We start from the raw sequence: 23,091 nt of genomic DNA, 5'->3' as shown, positions 1-23,091 counted from the left end.
GACCAGAACCATGCCGAAGTGGTGGCTGTGGGCCGTGTTTGCAGGCTTCGCCCTCAGTTTCTGCACGTGGGTGTTTGCCAGCCCGCTCATGAGCTCGCCTGATGAACCTGCCCACATCATCCGGGCCGCCTCGGTGTGGCACGGTCAGTGGGGCGGGCCGAAGGTGTTGTTGCCCCCGGACCCGGCAGCTCCGGGCCTTGACATATACGCCACCGAGGTCGAGGTTCCTCGCTACTACGCCCGTTCCGGGGAGATCCCCGGGTGTTGGGCGGGTCAGCCTTCCATAGGCGCTGACTGCGCGCCCGAGGTGGAAGCAGACGACGACCTGGTTGACTCGGTCACCACTGCGGGCGTGTACACGCCGCTGTACTACTCCCTCGTCGGATGGCCCTCACAGCTCACTGCATCAGGGCTCGGGGTGTACCTGATGCGGATCACGTCTGCACTGCTTTGCGCCGGACTGGTCACCTTGGCGGTCGCTGCGCTCGGACGAATCCTCGACCCGAAGCTGGCCTTGCTTGCTGTGTGGGTGGCGGCCACGCCGATGGTGCACTTCCTGGCTGGCAGTGTGAACCCGAACGGTCTGGAGACATGCGCCGCGATTGCAGCCTGGGCGGCTGTTCTGGCGTTGCTCACGAAGGCGGCCTCAGGAGAACTCGACAGGTTTGCGCTCTGGTCGTTCGTGGGCGCCGCTGTGGTGCTGGTGCCTTCACGCACGCTCTCGCCCGCGTACCTGCTGGTGGCGGTGGTTGCAGCGGCCGCATTCAGCGGGCTCGATGCCGTGAGGTTCCTGGTGCGCCAGAAAATGGTGTGGGTGGGTGCCGCCGTGGTCGGGGTTGTGGCCTTACTCACCCTGTTGTGGGCCCGCGCCGCCGACCAGGTCGGCTCGATATCGGGTGGCTACGCACCCGACAATGAGAACATCATCATCTGGCTCTCCGCAGGAATTGATGACTGGGTGCGGCAGATGATCAGCGTGTTCGGTTGGCTCGATACGGGGCCCGTGGTCATCACCCTCGCCCTCTGGCTGGCCGTGGTCGTGGCTCTGGTGGTGTTCGGGGCGATGTGGGGCCGCCCATGGAGGGTTGCGGGCCTGGCGTGCCTCGTGTTCGGATCGCTTGTGTTGCCCGTTGTGATCCAGGCACCGGTGGCGGCGGAGCACGGGATCGCATGGCAGGGGCGCTACCTGTTGCCGGTCGCTGTCGGGATCCCCCTGATGGCAATGCTCACGGCCGACGATCCGGGGCTGGCCAGCCGGCTTCCACTCAGGCGTCTCGGGGGCCTCGTGCTGGTGTCCACCGGGGCGGCGTTGGTTGTGGCCCATATCGTGAGCATGCAGCGGTACGTGACCGGGATCCTTGAAGGCCCCGCGCAGATACAGAACTACATCGGCGCCGATGGATGGAACCCCCCAATCCCGAAGCTCTTGCTCCTGCTTGTGGCACTGGCGGCGGCCCTGTGGCCGATTGCGGTGCTCTTCGCTGCCCGCCGCGAGGCGCCGAAAGCGTCGGTGGAGGCCGCCAACGAAGCCTAATGTCGGGTCCGCGGCATGCCGATGGGTAGGGATGCTGGAGGAGTCATGAAGACGCGGCTCGCAACTGGGGTGTTTGCAGCGTTGGCTGTGTTCGCGTTCGGGCTTGTGCCCTCAGCGCAGGCCGCCGTTGCCTCGGCTCCACCGGCGCCCGTTCTCAGTCGGGTGACGATCCCTGAGGCAGCTGAGTACTTCACGGATGTGTGGGCCGATCCCATGGACATGTCGAATCCGGAGGATTTCGACACCACTCCACACCGCCGGAGCCCGGGCATCAACACCTCCATGGCCAACGGAGTACTCAACTACCACCAGTGGTGGGGAGCGGGGCGCCTCTATTTCACGGACTCGGCTCCAAATGAGTTGGTCGTACTCGAGCACCGCGAGGCCACTCACCGCCCAATCGACTCCTCGCGGTACACCCGGCTGGCGGTGCGTGCCTACACCGACCGCAACATCACGGGTTTCATCGTCTGGGACCACTGCGCGGGGCAGGTGCCAGGCGGGGCCTGCCAGGGCACCAAGGCCTTCAACCTGAGGGCGGGCTGGCACACATACGATCTCGACCTCACGGGCGCCAACGATTCCGACAGCTACACCGATGCGGGCCAGCCCAACAGCATCGCGGGCACGCCCTGGACGCAGGGGCCGATAGTCCGGCTCGCTTGGCAGCCATCGGCAGCGGGCGTGTCCGGCGTTCAGGGAGTCATCGACAGCGTACGGGTGTACCAGCCGGGCACGGCGACGGTGGGCGTCACCAACTCCGGTGCCACCGCCAACCTGTGGCACGACAACAACTCCAACACCGCAGACAACGGCACCGCGACCAATCAGGGGTCGGGGGCGGGTGTGCTCCGCCACAACCTTGGTCCCGGCCAGTCCACCGTCGACCTTGGTGCGTTGGTCCCGGGGGCATACCACCTCGACTTCGAGATCGGTGGCGACTTCTCGGCGCCGTCACCCGCCGTGACGATCGACCCGGCACCCCGGCCCGTCGTGCTCGACCCGGACGTGGCAGGCGAAGGCGACTGGTTCGAGGCAACGCGGGGCGAAGGCAACGACTACTCCAACGTCGCCGACACGTTCACCATGTTCGATGGCCTTCCGAATGTCCGCAATGCGGAATTCGGGGTGTTCGGTGGGCAGCTTCATGCACATTCGGCAGGCCTGTTCGATGACCCGCAGGTGTACCTCACGGATGCCTTCTGGAACGGGCCCGTACTCGATGCAGAGGAGTGGCACCGGATCACGTGGCGGATCACCTACGACGGCACCTGGGGCACCAATCAGGTGCCCGGAGAGGGCCTCGACACCCGGTTCTGCTGGTTCCTCGCCAACGGACCGGCCACGTGCAGCAAGGACGTGTTCCCGGTGCTCGGGCCACAGACGTACTCAGTGGATCTCAAGACGGCCAACCCGGCAGATGTCGAGAACGTTGGTCAGTCCGGTCTCGGGTTCGGCGGCCCGCTGAGCCGCTGGGTCCATCTGCTGCGGTTCGACCCGCATGAGGATCCGGGCATGAGGAGTTGGCACCTGGACGACATCCGGATTGCCCACGACGACCGCATTCCCTACGGGGGCAGCTTCCCCATCCGCTTCGAGGACCGGGCGCACCAGGCCGGGTCGACCGCTGAGGTGTTCGTCGACACCGACCCCTGGCTTGGCAACGGGGCAAGCAACATCGCGAACGTCAACGTTGCTCCCGGTGTCAACACCGTGCACTGGTCTGGTGCCGACTTCCCACCGGCTCGGTACTGGGTCCATGTGAAGATCACCGACCCCCTCGGCAACCGCCGAACGCATACGTCAACCGGTCCGGTGGACCTGCCTGACCCGGCCAAGTGGTCACCCTTCGGCACACTTGAGGCCGTCGAGGGTCGCAAGGGCTACATCTACCTTCGTGGCTGGAGCATCGACCCGAGCTGGGTGCGTGACCCCACCGACGTGCACGTGAGCATTGATGGTCACAGCATCGACCTGGGCCCGGCCAACCAGGCGCACCTGGGAATCGGTCTCATGCGGACCGACGCCGGACCATGGCATGGCTTCGACCGCCAGATCCCTGCCGCTCCGGGGGCTCACGACGTGTGTGTTTACGCGATCAACTTCGGGCACGGCGCTCACACGGGCATGGGATGTCGCACCGTGGTGGTCAAGTAGCGGTCAGCGACGCTGGTTCTGGCGGCTCGCCGAGCGCCTGACCACCTCGAGAAGCAGGTGTGGCGGTAGCAGTGAGTCACGCTCGACATCTGCGTCGATGGAGCCGTCAAGGATGTCGATGAAGCGGTCGAGCTGCGTTGCGAGAGGTTCGCGCTGGTGGCGGATCACCGGGATGTCGATCACGGTCTGTTGGCTGTAGCCGAGGCCGGAGTCCTCGACCGGGGCATTGCCGACATGTCGGTAGATGGTGATGTCCTGCCGAACGAGGTCGAGCTCGATCTGCCGGTCGAGCTCGGTGATGGTGAGGGTTCGGATCTTCCGCTGTGAGGTGCGGCTGGCAGTCGCCATGCCGATGCCACCTGATGGGAAGTCGACGATTGCGTCGGCCATGTCCTCGGCGCCCTCTGCGCTGTCGGGGTGGAAGAAGCCGAGGTGGCCCTCCGCTGCGGTCGGCTCCTCGTTGAACACCCGCAACAATACGTCGAGGTCGTGGATGAGCAGGTCCGAGGCGACACCGGTGCGGATCCGGGCGACATAGGGCGAGTGCCTGGAGGCGGCGGCGTGGATCGGCTTCTCCACGAACTCCATCGCGGTGAGGATTGCCGGGTTGTAGCGCTCGAGGAAGCCACACATCAGGGGGAGTCCGAGTTCGGCCGAGCGGTTCACGATCTCGGTCGAGTGTTCGAGGGTGTCGGCGAGGGGCTTCTCGACCAGCATCGGCTTGCCGGCGTCGAGCACTTCAAGTGCGATCGGATGGTGGAACTGCGTTGCGGCGGCCACGAACACGGCATCGACCGACGCGAAGTCCGGGCCCTCGACCCAGCTCGAGCCGAAACGACCGGCGATCTCCTCGCCGACCTCGCGGTTGGGGTCGGCCACCCACGCGAGCTCGGCGCGGTCCGACTGCGAAATCACCCGGGCGTGCAGCGAGCCCATGGACCCGGCGCCGATCAGGCCGATGCGCACCGGGGTCATCAGGAAAGCGCCGATCTGATGGTGGAGGCGACCTTGTCGAGGTCGCCATCGGAGAGTCCGGGGTGCACGGGCAGCGACAGGACCTCTCCGCAGACCCGCGCCGCGACCGGGGTGTTGTCCGTTCTAACCAGGGGATGGTCCCTGTAGCAGTCGTAGTCGTGCACGAGCTTCGGGTAGTAGATCCCGCAGCCCACGGCATTGGCCTGCAGGTTGTCGTGAAGCTCGTCGCGGCTGAGTGCGGCATCGTCGGTGACGCGCACCGTGTACTGGTGCCACACATGGCCGCGTCCCTCAGCGACACGCGGCGTCACCAGCCCTTCGATGCCGGCCAGCGCGTCGGTCAGAGCGGCGGCATTCCTGCGGCGCGCCTCCACGTTGGCGTGGTAGCCGGCCAGCTGCGGAAGCCCGATGGCAGCGGCCACGTCGGTCATCCGGTAGTTGTTGCCCGCCATCTCGTACTGGTAACGGGCACGCATGCCCTGATTGCGGAGCAGGCGCAGCCTGTCGGCGAGAGCGTCGTCGGTGGTGGTGACCATTCCGCCCTCACCTGTGGTGAGGTTCTTAGTCGCGTAGAACGAGAAGCAGCCGAGTCCGCTGGAGCCGGCCGCGCGGTCACCGATGGTGGCTCCGTGAGCCTGCGCAGCGTCTTCCACCAGTGCCAGGTCGTTGGCTTCGACGATCCGGTCGATCGCATCGAGGTCGGCGCACTGGCCGTAGAGGTGGACCGGCATCATCACGCGGGTGCGGTCGTTCACAGCGGCATCGGCCGCGGTGGGGTCGATGTTGAAGTCGGCGTCGCTGATGTCGGAGAACCGCACCGTGGCACCGGCGCCGAGGATCGCGTTGAGGGTGGCCACGAAGGTGAAGGGTGACGTGATCACCTCGTCGCCGGGCTCGAGTTCGAGTACCTGGATGGCGGCGATCAGCGCTGTGGTGCCGTTGTTGACCGCGACCGCATGCGGGACCCCGGTGAGCGCAGCGAAGCCGGTTTCGAACTCGGCCACCAGCGGGCCCTGGGCCACCTGCCCTGACCGGAGCGCCTCGACCACGGTCTCTTCGGTGCCCTCGGGCAGGGCCACTGTGGAGATGGGAATCATCGGGGGCGATGCTAGGTGATCGCCCTCCCGCTGCCATTCTTCGCCGCCGCGCGGGCCACCCCTACACTGTCGGTTACATGAGCGACGAGATCCCACTTGGACGCCCCACCACGGGCGACGAGGAAGTGGAGGCGGTGCGGGAGGTCCTCGAGTCGGGCTGGGTGGCCGGTCAGGGGCCGGCCGGGCGCGCCTTCGAAGCCGCATTCGCCGCAACCGTTGGTGCTCCGCATGCCAAAGCGGTCAACAACTGCACCGCCGGCTTGCACCTCGCGTACCTGGCGCTGGGCGCCGGGCCGGGCGACGAGGTGATCGTCGCCGACTACACCTACCCGGCCACCGCCCATGCCGTTCTCTACTGCGGGGCCACGCCGCGGTTTGCCGATGTGAAGCCCAACACCGGCCTCGTCGACCCCGCGTCGGTGGAGGCCCTCGTTGGCGAGCGCACTGTGGGGATAGTCGGCGTCGACACCCTCGGCCAGCCCGCCGACTGGGACGAGTTGGGACGCATAGCGGAGGCGAAGGGCCTGTGGCTCGTGGAAGACGCAGCCTGCTCCGCGGGAGCAAGTTATGGCGGCCGCCCGGCGGGCCACCCTGGCCTGGCCGACGCCGCCACGTTCAGCCTCCACGGACGCAAGGGGATCACATCCGGAGAGGGAGGCGTGGTCACCACCGGCCGTGACGACGTCGATGCGTTCGTGGGCACCCGGTTGTCGTTCGGGGTGGAGTCGGCACTCAGCCGCTCCGGCGCGGGTGGCCTGCCCATACCCGTGTTCGCCAACCTCGGGTGGAACTACAAGATGTCCGACATCGCGAGTGCGATTGCACATGTGCAGCTCGGCCGCCTCGACGGCATCCTCGCTGCCCGGTCGAGGGCTGCGGCCGGCTACGCCGAGCTGCTGGGCGGCACGGAGCTGCTCGAGCTTCCGGTGGTCGCGCCCGGTCGAACACACCCCTGGCAGACCTACGCAGTGACGGTCGCCCGGGAGGTCGACCGTGGCCGGCTGGCAATGCGGCTGCGCGAGCAGGGGATCGGCTGCAATATCGGCACCTTCGCGTGCCACCTCCAGCCGTTGTACGAGAGCGACGACGTCTGTGAGACTTCAGCTGACGTCTTCGAGCGGCATCTGGCGATCCCGATGCATGGCGAGCTGTCCGAGTCCGATGTGGAGCGGGTGGCCAAGGCCGTGCTCGACACTGCTGCGGACTGCATCCGCTGACCGCCGGCCCGGCAACACCCAGAAAAGGAACCCCCCCGACATGCCTGACAAGCCCACAGTCCTGTTCACCGGCGGCGCCGGCTTCATCGGGATGCACGTGCTGCCGATGCTGCTCGAGCGTGGCTACCGCGTGCGCATCCTCGACTCGATGACCTACCGCGGCAACCGCGAGCAGGTCGAGGCCATGCTCGGCGATGACGTGGAGCTCGTCGAGAACGATGTGCGTTACGGCGGAGCCGTCCAGCGGGCGATGAAGGGATGTGACTACGCGATCCACTTCGCGACGGTCTCGATCAACAAGTCCGTGGCCGACCCCGACGAATCGGTCGACATCAACATGCGTGGCAACCACAACGTGATCGCTGCCGCAGCCGAGCAGGGCGTGAAGCGCCTCGTGTTCGCCTCGAGCGCCTCGGTCTACGGCGAGCCGGAGTCGCTGCCCATGGCCGAGGACGGGCCGCTGAACCCGCTCACGCCGTACTGCATCGGCAAGTACACAGGGGAGCTGCTCTGCGGCTTCTACGAGCGCCAGGCCGACCTGTCATGGATTGCGCTCCGATTCTTCAATGTGTACGGCCCGGGCCAGAAGACGCAGGCGTACTACACATCGGTCATCAACCACTTCGTCAACCGCATCGTGGCGGGCGAGCCGCCGGTGATCGACGGCAAGGGCGACCAGTCGATGGACTTCGTGCACGTGCACGATGTGGCCGCATCCGCGGTTGCTGCACTAGAGGCCGACCGTTCCAACATGGCAATAAACGTGGGCACAGGGATCCAGACGTCGGTTGCCCGCCTCGCCGAGATCCTGATCGATGCGGTGGGTTCGGACGTGGAGCCGATCTTCAACCCGCGAGACGTTCTGGTGAGCCGCCGTGCCGCCGACATCACCAGGGCGCAGGAAGTGCTCGGGTGGAACCCCACCATCGCGGTCGAGGACGGAATGGCCGAGTTGGTGAAGGAAGCTCTGGGACGGTGACAACCGACCCCACCACGGGGCTGCCCGACAATCCCTTCCACCCCCTCGCATGGATCGTGGGGGAGCCCCAGATTGGCGAGGGAACCTGGATCGGCGCGTTCTGTGTGGTTGACGGCTCCGGCGGCCTCACGATCGGAAGCGGATGTGACCTGTCTGCCGGATCGCAGGTGTACACGCATTCGACTACGAAGCGGTGCGTGTCGGGCAGGGAGTATCCAGAGGTCGACCGCGCTCCCACCACGATCGGCAACCGCGTGTTCATCGGGGCCAACGCAGTGGTCAACATGGGCGTGACAGTGGGTGATGGTGCCGTGATCGGCGCAGGTGCGGTGGTCACGCGCGACGTGGCGGCCGGCACGATCGTGGCGGGTGTGCCTGCGGTGGTCATCGGCCAGGTAGAGGTCGACGGCGGCGACGTGACACTGCGCCACGAAGGGGAGCTGCCCTCGTGAGGATTCTCGTGGTCAACAACTTCTTCCCGCCGAGGGTGGGCGGCAGCTCGCACCTGTCGGAGTCGCTCGCGCACCAGTACGCGCTGGAGGGCCACGAGGTGCTGGTGCTCACCGCAGCGTTCGGCGATGCCCCCGCCGAGGAGGAGTCGGACCGTGGCTACCGGGTGGTGCGCCTGCCTGCGTGGAACCTGCCCAAGTTCGGCCTGTCGATCGACTTCGACATCACGTTCGCATCGAGGCCGTCCAACATCAGGCGGATCTCGAAGCTGCTGGGCGAGTTCCAGCCCGAGATCGTGCACCAGCACGGTCAGTTCCTCGACCTTGCATGGCTCACCGGCCGCTGGGCAGCGCGCCACGACGTCCCCGTGCTGTTGAGCGTGCACACGCGCCTGGAGAACCCCAACCGGCTCTATGCGCTCGCTTTCGCGCTACTCGACTACGGCATCGTGCGGCCGCTGGTCAACTCCTATGACCCGTACATGGTGGTCATGGATCGCAAGATGGACGCGTACATCCGGTCCCGGTACTTCACCCGGGAGCAACGGATGGTCGACATTCCCGTTGGCATCGAGGTCGGGCGCTTCGCACGGCCCGGAGACGGCGGCCGGGTGCGCGAGAAGTGGGATCTCGGTGACAGGCCGGTGGTGATGTCGCTCGGCCATGTGATCCCACTGCGCGACCGGATGCTGCTGGTGGAGTCACTGCCGGGTGTGGTGCGCCAGTTCCCCGACGTGGCTGTGATGGTTGTGGGCAATGTGCACTTCCCCCGTTTCCTCGAGCGGGCCGAGGAACTCGGTGTGCGCGACAACATCATCACGACCGGTGCTGTGCCGAAGGACGAGATCCCTGACTACTTAGCTGCGGCGCAGGTGGAGGCACACGACCTGGAAGGCCTGGGGTTCGGCACAGCGAGCCTGGAGGCGATGGCCGCGGGTGTGCCCGTGGTGGCGGCGGTGCACGTGGACAACTTCCGCGGCATCGAGCTGCGCGACGGCGACAACGTGGTTCTCGTGTCGGAGGGCCGGCCCGCCGAGCTCTCGGGGGCGTTGTCGAAGATCCTCTCCAACCCCGACGCCGCACAGCACGTGGCCGAAGAGGGCCAGAAGCTGATTCACGAGTACTTTACGATCGAGGCCGTGGCTGCAAAGCACCTCGAGGCGTTCGAGCGGATCACCGGCACCTGACCGGCCGGCCGGGGTTCAGTCGGCGCTGGTTGCCTCGGCGTAGCGCTCGAAGGCGCCCTGCAGCCCGTCGGGCGGCACCGGCAACGCGGCGGGTGGGCCGGGCCAGTCGGCGTAGGCGGAGTCGAGCTCCTTCGCGACCGATTCGTTGATGCCGAGGCGCTCCATGCCGACGACGTTGGCGCCCTGAACCCGGCATGGGTTGCCGAACGCCTTGGCAAACGGTGGCACGTTGCGTGTGAGCACGGCACCCATCCCGACCATGGCCCCTTCGCCGACAACCGTGCGCTGGTGGAGAACTGCGGCGAGGCCGAGGTTGGCGCCCTCACCGATGCGGCAGTGGCCACCCATCACCACCGTGCTCGCCATCGTGACGCCGTCGGCGACGTTGCCGTCGTGGCCCACGTAGCAGTTGTTCATCACGTAGCAGTCGCTGCCGATCCTCGTCTGGCCGAAGTGGGGGGCGTGGATAACCACACCGTCACGCAGCACGTTGTTGTCGCCGATCAGCAGTCCGCCATGGTCTGCCGGCTCCTCCCACGCCGCGGGGTGCGGCGCATCTCGCATCTCCGCCGGCGTGCCGATCACCACGTTGGGGCCGATCCAGTTGCCGCTGCCAACGGTTGCCGGGCCGAGGATCACCGCGCCGGGACCGACCACGTTGTCGTCTCCCAGTTCGACACCCGGTCCGATGACTGCGCTCTCGTGGATGCGGTTCACGCTTCCCACGCTACGGGGTCAGAGCCGGTAGAACACCGGCATGCACCACTCGAGCTGGGGGCTGATGAATGGTTCCCGCACCGAGCCCTTGTCGCCCCAGCGGTCGAGCAGCCAGAGCTCGTCCTCACCGGGGTGCAGGCTGCCGCGCGATGCCGACTCGGGATGCTCCAGCACGGCATGTGGTGTGTAGACGACCCGGTAGCCGTACTCGCCGATCCGAAGGCCGAAGTCGACGTCGTTGTAGGCCACGCGGAGGCGCTCTTCCATGCCGCCGACGCCGAGCAACACGGAAGGCCGCACCATCGCACACGCAGCGGTGACCCCCGAGGTGTCGCGCACGAACTGGTCCATGCCCATGTAGCCGCCGAGGTCGATGTTGTAGGCGAGCCCGGCCATGCCCATCACGATCCCCTCGTGTTGGGGCCGATCGCCGCGCATGCCCTCGGGGAACATCAACTTGGCGCCCACCATTCCGACCTCGGGACGCTGGGCGTGCTCCATCATCCGCAACAGCCAGTCGTCGTTGCGGGCCCACGTGTCGTTGTTGAGGATCAACAGCAGGTCGCCGCGGGCGTGGAGCGTTCCGAGGTTTACCTGCCGGGCGAACGAGAACTCGTGGGGGTAGCGCACCACCTGGTGGCCCTCGGCCACGAGCTCGTCCATGTAGGCGAGAGTGGCCGGGTCCTCCGAGTCGTTGTCGACGATCAGCAGCTCGTAGTCGATGCCGCCCGTCGTCTCCCGCACCCGGCTGATGCAGTTGGCGAGCAGATCCACCCGGTCGCGGGTGGGGATCATGATCGTGAGCAGCTCTGAGGTGTCGACGCTGTAGCGGATCCGGTGCGTCGTGTCGTACTCCCCGTCACTAACGGTCGCCGGCTCGAATCGGCGCACGATCGACTCCTCCAGCGCCCTTTGCCCGGCGTGGTGCGCGGCCGGCTTCTCGGATGTGGCGAGGGCGGTGGAGCCGGGGATCATCCGCCACGAGTACAGCGGCTTTGCGATGTGGCCCACCGACGAGCCCCGCTCCGCGATCCGCTCGGTGAGGCGGAGCACGAGGTCGTAGTCCTGGGCACCGTCGAACCCGCGCCGGAACCCACCCACTTCGTCGACCACCTCGGCGCGGGCGCACAGCAGGTGGCACACATAGTTGACGCCGCGCACGAAGTCGGGCGACCAGTCGGGCTTGAAGAACGGCATGCCGAGCTGGCCGTCGAGCAGGATCTTGTCCTCGTCGGAGTACCACATGTCGTATTCGGGGCAGGTGGTGATGTAGCGGGCGCACCAGGCAAGCGCGTCGGGCTTGAGCACGTCGTCGTGGTCGAGCAGCACTATCCAGTCGCCGGCAGCCATGGCGAGGGCGTCGTTGCTGGCGAGCCCGATGCCCTGGTTCCACGGGTTGAACTGCACCAGAATGCGATCGTCGGCTTCCTCCCAGCGGCGCAGCACCTCGTGGTGGGCGTCGGACGGGGAGCCGTCATCCACGATGCACAGCTCCCAGTTGTCGTGCTGCTGGGCCGCCACCGACGCAATGCACTCATCCAGCAGGTCGGGATCGGTGTCGTAGGTGGGCACGAGCACGCTGAAGCGCACTGCCGTCGACTCGGGTGTCTGCGTTGGAGTGGATGCGGGCGGTGCTTCGAGGTGGGTGCGGGCGAACACCCGGTAGCGGGCATCCGCGTCGACGGTGCTCTGGAGGTTGATCGACGTGTCGCGATCGTGGAGCCGGATCGGCAGCATCTCGGCTTCGAGGGCCTCGATGCGGGGGTCGGCCGCAGCAAGGGTGCCCTCGTTGGGCACCACGAGGTACTCGGTGGTTTGGAGCGCTGCTTCGGTGCGTCCCGTGCTGCGGCTGCCCGGTGCTGCGATGATGCCGGCCGAGGCCAGTTCGGCTGCCAGCAGGGCCGACGCCGTGCCGTCGACATCGCTGAGCATGTGTGCCCGTTGCACCTTCACCAGTTCGTCGCGCAGTTCCTCCTCGGCCAGCAGCGCCCGGACCGCGGCAGCCTGGCCATCGGGGTCGTCCGCCACGAACAGCGAAGCCAGTTCACCGAAGTCGAGGCGGGCCATGGCCGGGTCGTCGATTCCCAGTGCGGTGGACGTGGCGACCCAGGGGACCCCTGCGGCTGAGAGCTCGAAGCGCCTTGTGAAGGTGGGGACTCCGTAGGAACGCAGGTCGAGCGCGATCCCGGAGGCTGAGGTCGCATCGGCGGATTCGCGCAGCGCCGCGATTGGGGCGCTGCAGCGCACGTTGTGGCGAAGTCGGGCGACGGTGTCCTCGGGCGTGATCAGCACGCCTTGGTCGATGCCCAACCCCGAGATCACCTGGTCTAGCGCCGGGAGAGCACCTTCGTCGGGCGTTGCCCACTCGTCGGTGAGCCGGGCCGGCATGACCACATGCGCAGCGACATCGCTGCTGCGTGCCGGCTCGGGCAGAGCGGCGGGCGGTACGACCGCGGCACCGAGCGGGACGGTCGCAGCGACTTCGGCCGTGGGAGTCATCACAAGGTCGGCGCGCTCCAACAGCTCCGACTCGATCGCGACCAGGTGCTCGATCTCGGTGTCGATGCCCGGTTGCTCCGCATCTCGCATGGTCGTGCGTCCGAGCAGACGTTCCTGGCTGGGGAGGTGATCGAGATCCACCACCACGGGGCCGGTCCATCCGAGCACCGCTTCGCGGTGCGCACGCGGCAGCAACAGGGAGGTTGTGACGAGGCACGCGCCAGGGCTGTCGAGTCGGGCGAGGCGCCTGGGCACACCCTCGCGGTAGGCGACGTCGACGGTGACCCCCGCCGAGCGCAACGCCGTTGGCGCGCCGCCCTCCGGCAACAACTCGGCCGGCACGAGGGTGATCGCGAACCCGAGGTCTGCCAGCTCGAGGATGCGGCGGAACACCTGTCTGTCGCGTGGGTCGGCCGAGCGCGGGCCGGGGATGCTGCGGTGCAGGACCGCCAGCTCGGTGGCGGTCATTCGGTGCTCAAGTGGGTTGTCATCGGCAGTCGGGTCATGGGGGAGTGGGCCGGTAGGATCGACACCGAAACGGTACCAGCGGCCCTGCTGGCCCCCGTTGACACGACCCCGACGGGGTCGAACACAACACGGCTGGGTGGCCGTGGTCTGGATGGAGTCCGATGTCGAGCAGTGGGATCAGCGAGCCGACCGGAGCCGATGGGCCGTCGGAGCTCGAGGAACTTCGCCTCCGCGTGGCCGCGCAGGATCGCCTGATCGAGGCGATGGTCGACGAGAACGCCGACATCCACGAGCTGCGGCGCCGCAACCACCAACTCGAGCAGTACGTCGGCAAGCTGTTGACCCTGCCGGGTGTGCAGGCCGCACTGAAGGTTCGGCGCAAGGTGCTTCGCCGCCCTGAGCCCGCCGAAGGCTGAACCGCCGGTGACGCTGCCCGTCGCCGACATGTGCCGCAGCCGTGCACCGGTAGCCTTGGAGCCATGTCGCTTAGCTTCGTGATCATCGGCGGTGGCCCCGCTGGCACCCAGGCCGCCACCACCGCGGCCCGCCTCGGGGCCCAGGTGACCCTGATCGAGCGCGACATCGTGGGTGGCGCTGCCCACCTGCTCGACTGCGTGCCATCCAAGGCGATGATCGCCACGGCGGAGGCGCTCGACGACGTGTCGGCTGCGTCGGGAATGGGCCTCTCGGTCACTCCGGCTGCGCTCGACCTCGACGCGCTCCGTTCCCGGATCGACACGATCACCGGGCGGCTGGAGGAACAGGGCCGTTCCCTGCTGGAGAGCCAGGGCGTCGACATCGTGCGCGGCACCGGCCGGCTGGTCGACGCAAACACGGTCGTGGCCGACACGACCGAGGGCGAGCTCAACTTCGAAGCCGACGCCGTGATGGTGAGCACCGGCAGCCGCCCCCGCATCCCCGACTGGGCAGAGCCCGACGGCGACCGGGTGCTCACAACCCGAGACGCCTACCCACCGAAGGAGCTGCCGTCACACCTGGTGGTGGTGGGCTCCGGTGTGACCGGTGTTGAGTTCGTGCACATGTTCTCGAGCCTCGGCTCGGACGTGACCCTGATCGTGAGCCGCCAGCAGGTGCTGCCCGGCAAGGACCCGGAGGTCGCAGCCGTGCTCGAGGACGACTTCCTCGGTCGCGGCGTGCAGCTCTTCAAGGGCGCTCGCGCCGTGGGCGTCGACCGCACAGAGGGCGGCGTGTCGGTTCGCTGCAACGACGGGCGCGTGGCCGAGGGCAGCCATGTACTGCTCGCCATCGGGTCGGTGCCCAACGTGGAGGGTGTGGGCCTCGAGGCAGCCGGTGTGGAGATGGACGGCGACTGGGTGGCCGAGGTCGACCACCACATGCGCACCAACGTGCCGCACATCTACGTGGCCGGCGACGTGTCGGGCAAGCTGCCGCTCAGCTCGGTGGCCTCGATGCAGGGCCGCAAGATCGCCGAGCACGTGATGGGCCTGCACAAGGTCGACCACCGCCACCTCGACTACGAGAAGGCCGCCTCGGCGATCTTCACCGAGCCCGAGATCGCGGATGTGGGCCTCGCCGAGGCCGACGCGTTCGCCGAGGGTCGCAAGGTGAGGGTAACCAAGGTGCCCTTCGCCAGTTCCGCGAAGGCCTTGATCAACAACGACCCCCGGGGGTTCGTGAAGATCATCTCGGACCCCGCGACCGGGGTGGTGCTCGGCGGCTCGATCGTGGGCAGCGCGGCAGCAGAGCTGATCGCAGTGATCGCGGTGGCTGTCACCAACGGCCTCACGGTCAACGACATCGCCGAGTGCATATTCGTGCACCCCGCGTTGTCCGAAGCCCTCACCGAAGCCGCCGAGTAGGCGGGCGTAGGCTCGCCAGTCCGCGGGCTAGGTGGATTCGGCGCGCTCCGACAGCTGGGCCAGCAGCTCGGATGTACGGTTGGCCTGCTCGGTGAGCTCGATGCTCAGCTCGCGTACCGAGTCGCGAACGCCGATCGCGATGTCGTTGGTTGCCTGCGGGTCGACCTGCGAGAGCAGCGACTCGATGTGCTCGACCTGGTGGCTGAGCGCCAGCGTGCGCTGGTTGACCTCGGCCAGCAGGGCCGTGTCATGGGCGGCCTGCTCCTCGAGGCGCAGCACGCGACGATGCACGTCGGGGAGCTGCTTGAGGGCGCCCAATGTCGCCCTGAACCTGTCCTTGAGACCCACGTGCGTACCTCCGTCGCGGTGACGGTCATCACTGTAGGAGGGTTTCCGGCCCTGAGTGGCGCCACTGGTACCGTTGGTTCTCCCCCTACCAGAGGTGTTCTTTGTCCACGCCCGCGCAGGTCTGGCAGTACCGCACGCTGATCGGCAACCTCGCCCAGCGAGACCTGAAATCCCGATACAAGAAGAGCGTTCTCGGGTGGCTGTGGTCGCTGATCAACCCGGCCGTGACCCTTGCGGTGTTCACGGTGGTGTTCGGCGTGTTCCTGCGGGCGGAACCCCCGGTCGCCGGCAATGGTACGACGAGCAGCTTTGCGCTCTACCTGTTCAGCGCCCTGGTGGCCTGGAACTTCTTCTCCGGGACCATCAACACCCTGATCGCCAACTTCGCCTCTGCCGGAGGGCTGCTAACCAGGACCTACTTCCCGCCCGAGTGCCCGATGGTCTCCGGCCTGATGACGACGGCACTGCAGGCAGGTCTGGAGACGCTGATCCTGATGGGTTTCATGGTGCTGGTCGGCAACGTCAGCTGGACCTTCGTCATCGGGCTGCCCGTGCTGATCCTCCTGGCGCTGTTCGCCTACGGCCTGGGCCTCGTCGTGGGCCTCGGGAACATCCGCTTCCGGGACGTCGGCTACCTGGTCGGAATCGGACTGCAGGTCATGTTCTACGCGACCCCGATCGTCTACCCGCTCTCCATCGTGCCCGATGGATGGCAGACGCTCATCCGCCTGAACCCCCTGACGCACTACGCAGACGGCATGCGCAACGCCTTCTACCTCCACTCGATGCCGACCGCGGTGAACTGGTCGGTCATGGTGGGTTCTGCTGTCGCCAGCCTCGTGCTGGGCTGGTGGATCTTCTCGCGCAACGCACCCAAAGTGATCGAGGAGCTGTGAGATGAGCGCGATCATCGTCGACAACGTCTCGAAGAAGTTCAGGTTGCAGACCGACCGCGCCAGCTCGGTGAAGGAACTGGTGACCCGCCGGGACCGCAGTGCCGGAACAGATCAGTTCTGGGCACTCAGGGATGTTTCCCTGGAGATACCCGAAGGCTCGATGTACGCGCTCATCGGTCACAACGGCTGTGGCAAGTCCACGCTGCTGCGGTGCATTGCCGGCATCTACCGCCCCACCGAGGGGCAGGTTTCCGCCACCGGCCGGATCTCGACGTTGCTGGAACTCGGCGCCGGATTCCACCCAGACCTCACCGGCCGCGAGAACGTGTACATGAACGCCACGATCCTGGGCATGAACCGCAAGCAGATCGACAAGGTGTTCGACGACATCGTCGACTTTGCCGGAGTCGGGGAGTTCATCGACTCGCCGGTGAAGATCTACTCCTCGGGCATGTACGTGCGGCTCGGGTTCTCCGTGGCCGTGCACGTCGACCCCGAGATCCTCATCATCGACGAGGTGATTGCGGTCGGCGATGAGCAGTTCATGCGGCGCTGCTTCGAGCACCTGTACGACCTGCGCAAGAAGGGCGTGACCGTGGTCGTGGTGACACACGGCATGGACACGGTCGAGACCATGTGTGACCGGGCGGCCTGGCTCGACCACGGCGAGCTTCAGCTCGAGGGGCCGGCCGCCGAGGTCGCCGGCGCCTACCTGAAGAAGGTGAACGCCGCCGAGCGGGAGGAGCGAGCCGAGGCGCGGGCCGCGGAGGAGTCAGAAGGGGTGAAGGTCGACTTCGACTGGACCCGCGAGGCTGACTTCGGTGAGGAGATCGAGATACGCCAGGTGGCGCTTCTCGGGCCCGGAGACGAGCCCGTGAACACCCTGGAGCCCGGCGAGCGGTTCGCCATCAAGATCGACTACATGGCGCACGAGCGGGTGGAGGAGCCTGTCTTCGGGTACGGCATCCACACCGAATCCGGGGTTCACGTCTCCGGGTCCAACACGAAGTTGGATGGCACGTCCACCGGCACGCTGGAAGGGCCGGGATCGGTGCTCCTGGAGCTGGGGCAGCTGCGGCTGCTCCCCGGTAAGTACGAGTTCACCATCGCGGTCAACGACCGATGGGTTCAGCACGTGTACGACCGCCACGTGCGACGCTATGTGCTGACCGTCCACCGAGGTGAGGACGCCGTCGGTGCCGGACTGGTCGAGCTGGACGCAACCTGGAGCCTTCCGGAGGAACGATGACTGCAACGGGATTGGTAGGGCGGCTCAAGCAGATTCCGGGGCTCACCAGGCTCGGGCTGCTTCTGCGCCGGGTACTACTGCGGATCGAGGGCACGGGTCCTAGGCTCGCCCAGGTCGAACAGGCCGTCGCGGACATACATCCCGCCACGGTCGACAACAGCGTCCGGTTGAACCGCCTCGAGAAGCACATGCCGGCGGTGCTCAATGCGATCACCTCGTTCTCGGGAGCTGCGAGGCGCCTCGAGCGCCACATGGCCGAGGCCCAGCAGCAGGTGCGCGAGGTGTGGGCCGGCGAGGCGGAGCGGTCAGAGGCACTGGGTCGCACGTGGCACACCCAGACCGAGCACGCGAAGTCGATCAACGACCTCTGGCAGCGCATGGAGACGATCCGCCACGAGCTGATGGTGGAGCTGCGCTACGGCGACTCACGCGGGGCGGCGCCGGCGGTGGAGGCGAAGATCATCGATGCCGCGAAGGTCGACTCCGCGCGCGCCGAGGGGTTGCGGGTCAACCTCGGCTGCGGCCACCTGCCGCTCGACGGGTACGTCAACGCCGACATGCGCGACCTGCCCGGCGTGGACGTGATCGCCACCGCCACCGAGCTACCGTTCGGCGAGGGTGAACTGGTCGAGCTGTTCAGCGCCCACCTCGTGGAGCACTTCCCGCAGGAGCAACTCCAGCGCGAGATACTCCCGTACTGGATCTCGCTGCTGGGGCCGGACGGAGTGCTGCGGATGGTCGTGCCCGACGCCGCCTCGATGCTCGCGGCGTTCTCCGAGGGCGACATCCCCTGGGAACAGCTGCGGCGTGTGCTGTACGGGGACCAGGAGTACGAGGGGGACTTCCACTTCAACATGTACTCCTCTGAGACCCTGGCGGGTCTGCTCGCAGAAGCAGGGCTGACTGACGTCGAGGTGGAGGCCGAGGGCCGCGAGAACGGCGACGCGCTCGAGATGCAGTTGGTCGCCCGAAGGGCCAAGTGACCGGCAGTCCCATGCGTCGCGCGTTCTCGGTTGTGGTGTGCACCCTCGACCGCGCCGAGTCCCTCGAGCAACTCCTCGTGGCACTGCGCCAGCAGACGCACCCCTGTTTCGAGGTGGTCGTCGTGGCGGGGCCCTGCACCGACTCGACCGACGCGGTCCTCGAGCGCCATGCCAGCGAGATCAAGGCTGTGCGCAACCCCGAGGCCAATCTCTCGCGCAGCAGGAACCTTGGGGCCGCCGCCGCAGCCGGCGAGGTCGTGGCGTTCATTGACGACGACGGGATACCCGAGGCCACCTGGCTCGACGAACTGGACGCCGCCTACGCGGACGACGAGGTCGCTGGTGTCGGCGGGGTCGTTCGGGACCACACGGGCTACGCCTTCCAGTGCCGTTTCAACAGCGCAGACCGCCTGGGCCGATCCGACTCGACGTCGGAGGTGCCGCTCGATGACCTGTGCTTCCCCGGCACCTGGCAGTTCCCGTACCTGATCGGCACGAACTCGAGTTTCAGGCGTGACCGGCTCGTGGAGGTCGGCGGCTTCGATGAGGAGATCGAGTTCTACCTCGACGAGACCGACGTGTGCCTCCGTCTCATCGATGCCGGCTACGTGCTGCGCCAGCTGGACGGTGCCGAGGTCCACCACAAGTTCATGCCCAGCTCCCGGCGTACCTCCGACCGCGTGACCGTCGACCTGTTCGCGGTCGTGAAGAACAAGATCTACTTCTCACTGGTCAACGGGCTCGGCGAGACACCCGCGGACCAGCTGATGGCCGACAACTCGCGGTTCGCAGCCGAGCTCCGCGAGGACCTGTTGGCCCACGGTGACGCCGGGCGGATCTCCGACGGAGAACTCGAGTTCGGGCTCACGCGCCTGGAGGAGGCATGGCCGGCCGGGCTGGAGGTCGGCTACCGCGGTCGGGTCTCCATGCTGGAGGACTCCGACCCGTCGGAGCCGACCCTGCTGCCGTTCCCGACCATTGCGGCACCGGCCGGTGGACGGCGGCACGCGGTGTTTGTGTCGCAGTCGCTGCCACCCGACGACACCGGGGGAATCGGCAGGTACATGCTCGACACCGCGCGGGAGCTGGCCCGCAGGGGTCACGAGGTCAGGATCGTGACCACCGGTCACGGCCACAACACGGTTGACCTGGAGGAGGGAGTCTGGATCCACCGGGTCACCAAGGCACCCGACGCTCCGGACCGACCCGATGGTGTGCCCGCACGGATCTGGGGGAACGCATCGTCGGTGGCAGGGGAGGTCAACCGCATCCACGGCCGCAGGCCGGTGGACGCCGTGCTCGGAGCGATGTGGGACGTGGAGACACTGCGGCTGCTCGATGGCGAGGTGCCCGTGGTCACCACCCTCGTGACCACCCTGGGGATCACGCTGCCGACGAAGCCGGAATGGACCTCCGACCCGGCGTTTATGTCGGACTTCGTGGAACCCTTGCTGGCGCTGGAGCGGCAGGTGATCGAGCGCAGCGATCTCGTGCACGCGATCTCTGACGCGGTGCTCGAGGAGACCATCTCGGTCTCCGGGGCGGGGTTCGATCCGGGTCGGGCCGTCGTCAGCCCTCTCGGAGTGCCGGACCACCTCGGCCCTCCGTCGACCAGCGCGGACTCCGCGCCGGTCGTGCTGTTCGTCGGGCGCCTCGAGAAGCGCAAGGGCATCGACCTCCTGCTGGACGCGGCACCGCAGATCCTGTCCGCCGACGAACGGGCCAGGTTGGTGATAGTCGGCCGGGATGACATTCCCGGCGAGTCGGGCCGGCCACCACGGTTGGACTTCGAGGACGCCCACGGCGACGCGGATTGGGCCGGGAGGGTCGAGTTCTGCGGAATGGTCGACGACGACGAGCTCTGGGCCGCCTACCGGGATTGCACCGTGTTCGTGGCGCCGTCTCGATTCGAGTCGTTCGGCCTCGTGTACGTCGAGGCAATGATGGCCGGCCGCCCCGTGGTGGCCCTCGACAGTGGGGCAGCCCGCGAGGTGGTTGTGGATGGCGCCACGGGACGCCTCGTCGCTGCAGACCCGGCTGACCTGGCTTCCGCCGTGATCGAGCTCTGCGCCGATCGAGGTACTGCAGAAGCGATGGGCCGGGCCGGACGGGACCGCTACGAGCAGCACTATTCGGTCGGAGCGATGGCCGACTCGTTCGAGTCGCTCCTCGGCGAGGTGGCGGGGAGGCAGTCGTGAAGGTCGCGATCGTCACCGGCCTGTGCATCGAACTCGATGCGATATCGGATTCGGTGGTTGCGCAGCGATCGGTGCTCGTGGACGCCGGTCACGAGGTCATGGTGTTCGCCCAGGGGGGTGGTGCGCTGCCGGCCGGGGCCATCGTGGAGACGGCCGATCCATGGTGGATGGGCGCGCATCCGGACTACGCGGGTGCCGACCTGGTGATCTTCCACCACGGAATCCACTATGACCTGTTCAACGCCCTGCAGCTCCGCCACGACCACGCGGTGGTCGTGGTGCACTTCCACAACATCACGCCGCCTGCGCTGCTGTCCGGCGCGGCGGCACGGGCAGCATCAGAAGGTTTGGACCAGCTCGCCGCCGCGGCAATGGCCAACCTCGCGTGGTGCGACTCGCAGCACAACGCAGATGTACTGGCGATGCACGCCGCCGTCGGTCTGGCGGACACGCGCGTCGTGCCGCTGCTGGTCGGGGGAGTCGACGGACCCGGTCTCGGTGGGGCATCCCCGCGCTCGGGCGTCCTGTCGGTCGGCCGGTTGGTGCGGGCCAAGTGCCACGCAGACGTGATCCGCGCGTACGCGTCCCTTGGCGAGCAGGTACGGGCACGCAACCCCCTGACGATCATCGGGCGCCGGACTGAATCCGAGCCCGGCCATCCATCTGAACTGCTGTCCCTCGGCGAGTCCGTCGGCATCGCCGACCAGCTAAGGCTGCTGGTCGACGTGCCGGCGAAGGCGCGTGATGGTGCGTACGCCGAGAATGCCGTCTTCGTCATCGCCTCACACCACGAGGGCTTCTGTGTTCCCGTCATCGAGGCACTGGCCGGTGGATGCCAGGTCGTCGCCACCGACGCGGGCGCACTGCCCGACACGGTGGCCGGCCTTGGTGCCGTGGTTCCGGTCGGCGATCTGGATGCCTTGTCCGGTGCGATGGAGGGAGCGCTCGCAGGGGCCGGCGACCCCGATGCCGGGGCCGTCGAGGCGTACGTGCGAACATTCGGGCAGGACGCATTCCGCAAGCGTGTGCTTCTCGAAGCGACCAACGCCGTTCACCGTGGGAGGGGCAGGAACATGGCCGAGCTCGAACACGACCGAAGCCGGTTCGCGCCCAAGCAGAAGCGCCTGCTGGAGATGCTTGCGTGTCCGGCCTGCTCGGGCGGTCTGGCGGTGCAGGGCGAACTCCAGGTCGACGGAGCGGTGGCGGCGGCCGACCTCGTGTGCGCGGTGCATGGTCGCGTCGGCGTGATCGAGGACTTCCGTCCCGGGTTCCTGCCGCGCAACCTCGAAGCGGGCGACCCGGTGGTCGGGGGAGAGCTGGAACAGGCGGTCGACCTGGATGCCGACGCCGTATGGAACGGTGCGTGGTCGCCCGTGCCCGAAGGCCGCCGTGCAGAGGGAACCGGTGATGACTGGTTCGCCTTCGAGTGCGGTGCGGGGGGCTTCGAGATCACGTTCCTGGGCCACGAGTGGAGTGGCACCGCACTGGTGGAGGTGGAGGGAGGCGAGCAGCACGAGGTCGACCTGTACCGATCGCCCCCCGAGCCCGTGCAGGTGGGCATCAGCGGTCTCGGTGATGGCACCCACCGGGCATGCGTCACCGCGCTCGGGGGCTCGTCGGGCCCATCGCAGGGCGCGCAGGTGGTCGTGCGGTCCGCGCGCAGGGCGGTACCGATTGCGCAGCTCCGCCCGCCGGGAGTGGGTGCGGTCAACAGGGGCAACCCGTACCCCGGGCGGTTTCCACAGCTGGTCGCCGAGATGCCGGTGGATGGCGTGGCACTCGACTGCGGTGGTGGCGACCGCCGCTACGGCGACGACCGTGTCTACAACCTCGAGTACATGGACTACGAGCTGCCCGACCTCTATGGCGACGGTCTCGCCCTCCCCTTCGCCGACGACTCCTTCGACCTGGTGCAGAGCCAGGCGGTGCTCGAGCACGTGCCAGACCCCCAACGCGCCGTCGACGAGATCGTCCGGATACTCAAGCCAGGTGGACTCGCGTACTTCGAAGTGGCGTTCATGCAGCCCCTGCACGCGGTGCCGTCGCACTACATGAACGTCACGCCCCACGGAATAGAACACCTGTGCCGGGATCTGGAGGTGGTCGACAAGGGTGAGTTCGGCGGGCTGGCCGAGACCATCGGTTGGATCGGCGGACTCGTCGATGCCGAGTCCAGGCTCGGACCTGGGCGGTTTGCCGAAGTCATCTCCGCTCTCGACGATCTCGACCGGTCGTTGTCCGCCGACGAACTCCGCATGGCTGCCAGCGCCGTCTACCTCCTGGGGCGAAAGCCCTGA

At 67.4% G+C, this 23,091-nt stretch carries 18 protein-coding genes; 13 read left to right on the top strand and 5 right to left on the bottom strand.

The window, feature by feature from the left end:
* Positions 1-10 precede the first annotated feature (10 nt).
* Complete coding sequence (locus GY812_10565; GenBank protein MCP4435919.1) at positions 11-1,534, top strand: DUF2142 domain-containing protein; 1,524 nt, start codon at positions 11-13, stop codon at positions 1,532-1,534.
* 45 nt (positions 1,535-1,579) lie between these two features.
* Entirely contained in the window at positions 1,580-3,691 is a 2,112-nt protein-coding gene (locus GY812_10560) for a hypothetical protein (GenBank protein MCP4435918.1), read from the top strand.
* A gap of 3 nt (positions 3,692-3,694) precedes the next feature.
* Here the strand turns inward: GY812_10560 and GY812_10555 are convergent, their stop codons facing one another.
* On the bottom strand, positions 3,695-4,666 hold the full coding sequence (locus tag GY812_10555; protein MCP4435917.1) for a Gfo/Idh/MocA family oxidoreductase: 972 nt from the start codon (positions 4,664-4,666) through the stop codon (positions 3,695-3,697).
* On the bottom strand, positions 4,666-5,763 hold the full coding sequence (locus tag GY812_10550; GenBank protein ID MCP4435916.1) for a DegT/DnrJ/EryC1/StrS family aminotransferase: 1,098 nt from the start codon (positions 5,761-5,763) through the stop codon (positions 4,666-4,668). The genes GY812_10555 and GY812_10550 overlap by 1 nt, the downstream gene beginning before the upstream one ends.
* A gap of 77 nt (positions 5,764-5,840) precedes the next feature.
* On the opposite strand from GY812_10550, the gene GY812_10545 reads away from it, so the two are divergent.
* The 4 genes from GY812_10545 to GY812_10530 are packed head-to-tail and all read left to right on the top strand — an operon-like array spanning position 5,841 to position 9,595.
* Positions 5,841-6,980 (top strand): DegT/DnrJ/EryC1/StrS family aminotransferase, encoded by a 1,140-nt coding sequence (locus GY812_10545; protein MCP4435915.1) that lies wholly within the window; start codon positions 5,841-5,843, stop codon positions 6,978-6,980.
* Positions 6,981-7,020: 40 nt separating this feature from the next.
* Complete coding sequence (locus GY812_10540; GenBank protein MCP4435914.1) at positions 7,021-7,959, top strand: NAD-dependent epimerase/dehydratase family protein; 939 nt, start codon at positions 7,021-7,023, stop codon at positions 7,957-7,959.
* Positions 7,893-8,411, top strand: a complete 519-nt coding sequence (locus GY812_10535) for an acyltransferase (protein ID MCP4435913.1) — start codon at positions 7,893-7,895, stop codon at positions 8,409-8,411. Before GY812_10540 ends, GY812_10535 begins: the two co-directional genes overlap by 67 nt.
* Positions 8,408-9,595, top strand: coding sequence for a glycosyltransferase family 4 protein (locus GY812_10530; GenBank protein ID MCP4435912.1), 1,188 nt, complete (start codon positions 8,408-8,410; stop codon positions 9,593-9,595). Before GY812_10535 ends, GY812_10530 begins: the two co-directional genes overlap by 4 nt.
* Positions 9,596-9,610: 15 nt before the next feature.
* Here GY812_10530 and GY812_10525 read toward each other — a convergent pair whose 3' ends face one another.
* Positions 9,611-10,312 (bottom strand): UDP-N-acetylglucosamine acyltransferase, encoded by a 702-nt coding sequence (locus GY812_10525; GenBank protein MCP4435911.1) that lies wholly within the window; start codon positions 10,310-10,312, stop codon positions 9,611-9,613.
* A gap of 18 nt (positions 10,313-10,330) precedes the next feature.
* Positions 10,331-13,279 (bottom strand): glycosyltransferase, encoded by a 2,949-nt coding sequence (locus GY812_10520; protein ID MCP4435910.1) that lies wholly within the window; start codon positions 13,277-13,279, stop codon positions 10,331-10,333.
* 161 nt (positions 13,280-13,440) lie between these two features.
* Between GY812_10520 and GY812_10515 the strand changes: the two genes are divergently transcribed.
* Both GY812_10515 and GY812_10510 read left to right on the top strand, forming a co-directional pair.
* A complete protein-coding gene (locus GY812_10515) occupies positions 13,441-13,695 on the top strand; it encodes a hypothetical protein (protein ID MCP4435909.1) in 255 nt (84 codons plus the stop codon).
* A gap of 63 nt (positions 13,696-13,758) precedes the next feature.
* Complete coding sequence (locus GY812_10510; GenBank protein MCP4435908.1) at positions 13,759-15,120, top strand: FAD-dependent oxidoreductase; 1,362 nt, start codon at positions 13,759-13,761, stop codon at positions 15,118-15,120.
* Between the two features lie 27 nt (positions 15,121-15,147).
* Here the strand turns inward: GY812_10510 and GY812_10505 are convergent, their stop codons facing one another.
* A complete protein-coding gene (locus GY812_10505) occupies positions 15,148-15,468 on the bottom strand; it encodes a hypothetical protein (protein ID MCP4435907.1) in 321 nt (106 codons plus the stop codon).
* 101 nt (positions 15,469-15,569) lie between these two features.
* On the opposite strand from GY812_10505, the gene GY812_10500 reads away from it, so the two are divergent.
* The 5 genes from GY812_10500 to GY812_10480 are packed head-to-tail and all read left to right on the top strand — an operon-like array spanning position 15,570 to position 23,091.
* Complete coding sequence (locus tag GY812_10500) at positions 15,570-16,364, top strand: ABC transporter permease (GenBank protein ID MCP4435906.1); 795 nt, start codon at positions 15,570-15,572, stop codon at positions 16,362-16,364.
* Between the two features lies 1 nt (position 16,365).
* Positions 16,366-17,613, top strand: coding sequence for an ABC transporter ATP-binding protein (locus tag GY812_10495; GenBank protein ID MCP4435905.1), 1,248 nt, complete (start codon positions 16,366-16,368; stop codon positions 17,611-17,613).
* A complete protein-coding gene (locus GY812_10490) occupies positions 17,610-18,596 on the top strand; it encodes a hypothetical protein (GenBank protein MCP4435904.1) in 987 nt (328 codons plus the stop codon). Before GY812_10495 ends, GY812_10490 begins: the two co-directional genes overlap by 4 nt.
* A complete protein-coding gene (locus GY812_10485) occupies positions 18,593-20,794 on the top strand; it encodes a glycosyltransferase (protein MCP4435903.1) in 2,202 nt (733 codons plus the stop codon). Before GY812_10490 ends, GY812_10485 begins: the two co-directional genes overlap by 4 nt.
* Complete coding sequence (locus tag GY812_10480; GenBank protein MCP4435902.1) at positions 20,791-23,091, top strand: glycosyltransferase; 2,301 nt, start codon at positions 20,791-20,793, stop codon at positions 23,089-23,091. The genes GY812_10485 and GY812_10480 overlap by 4 nt, the downstream gene beginning before the upstream one ends.

Source organism: Actinomycetes bacterium, assembly GCA_024222295.1.
Lineage (GTDB): Bacteria > Actinomycetota > Acidimicrobiia > Acidimicrobiales > Microtrichaceae > JAAEPF01.
Note: the sequence above shows the minus strand (reverse complement) of the source record. Positions and strands in the feature narration are given on the sequence as shown.

What these genes read in the sequence shown, in the direction of transcription:
- GY812_10545 (MCP4435915.1), top strand. Translation starts at nt 5,841, where the DNA reads ATGAGCGACGAGATCCCACTTGGACGCCCCACCACGGGCGACGAGGAA.
- GY812_10555 (MCP4435917.1), bottom strand. Translation starts at nt 4,666, where the DNA reads ATGACCCCGGTGCGCATCGGCCTGATCGGCGCCGGGTCCATGGGCTCG.
- GY812_10520 (MCP4435910.1), bottom strand. Translation starts at nt 13,279, where the DNA reads ATGACCGCCACCGAGCTGGCGGTCCTGCACCGCAGCATCCCCGGCCCG.
- GY812_10495 (MCP4435905.1), top strand. Translation starts at nt 16,366, where the DNA reads ATGAGCGCGATCATCGTCGACAACGTCTCGAAGAAGTTCAGGTTGCAG.
- GY812_10550 (MCP4435916.1), bottom strand. Translation starts at nt 5,763, where the DNA reads ATGATTCCCATCTCCACAGTGGCCCTGCCCGAGGGCACCGAAGAGACC.
- GY812_10510 (MCP4435908.1), top strand. Translation starts at nt 13,759, where the DNA reads ATGTCGCTTAGCTTCGTGATCATCGGCGGTGGCCCCGCTGGCACCCAG.
- GY812_10565 (MCP4435919.1), top strand. Translation starts at nt 11, where the DNA reads ATGCCGAAGTGGTGGCTGTGGGCCGTGTTTGCAGGCTTCGCCCTCAGT.
- GY812_10515 (MCP4435909.1), top strand. Translation starts at nt 13,441, where the DNA reads ATGTCGAGCAGTGGGATCAGCGAGCCGACCGGAGCCGATGGGCCGTCG.
- GY812_10540 (MCP4435914.1), top strand. Translation starts at nt 7,021, where the DNA reads ATGCCTGACAAGCCCACAGTCCTGTTCACCGGCGGCGCCGGCTTCATC.
- GY812_10490 (MCP4435904.1), top strand. Translation starts at nt 17,610, where the DNA reads ATGACTGCAACGGGATTGGTAGGGCGGCTCAAGCAGATTCCGGGGCTC.
- GY812_10560 (MCP4435918.1), top strand. Translation starts at nt 1,580, where the DNA reads ATGAAGACGCGGCTCGCAACTGGGGTGTTTGCAGCGTTGGCTGTGTTC.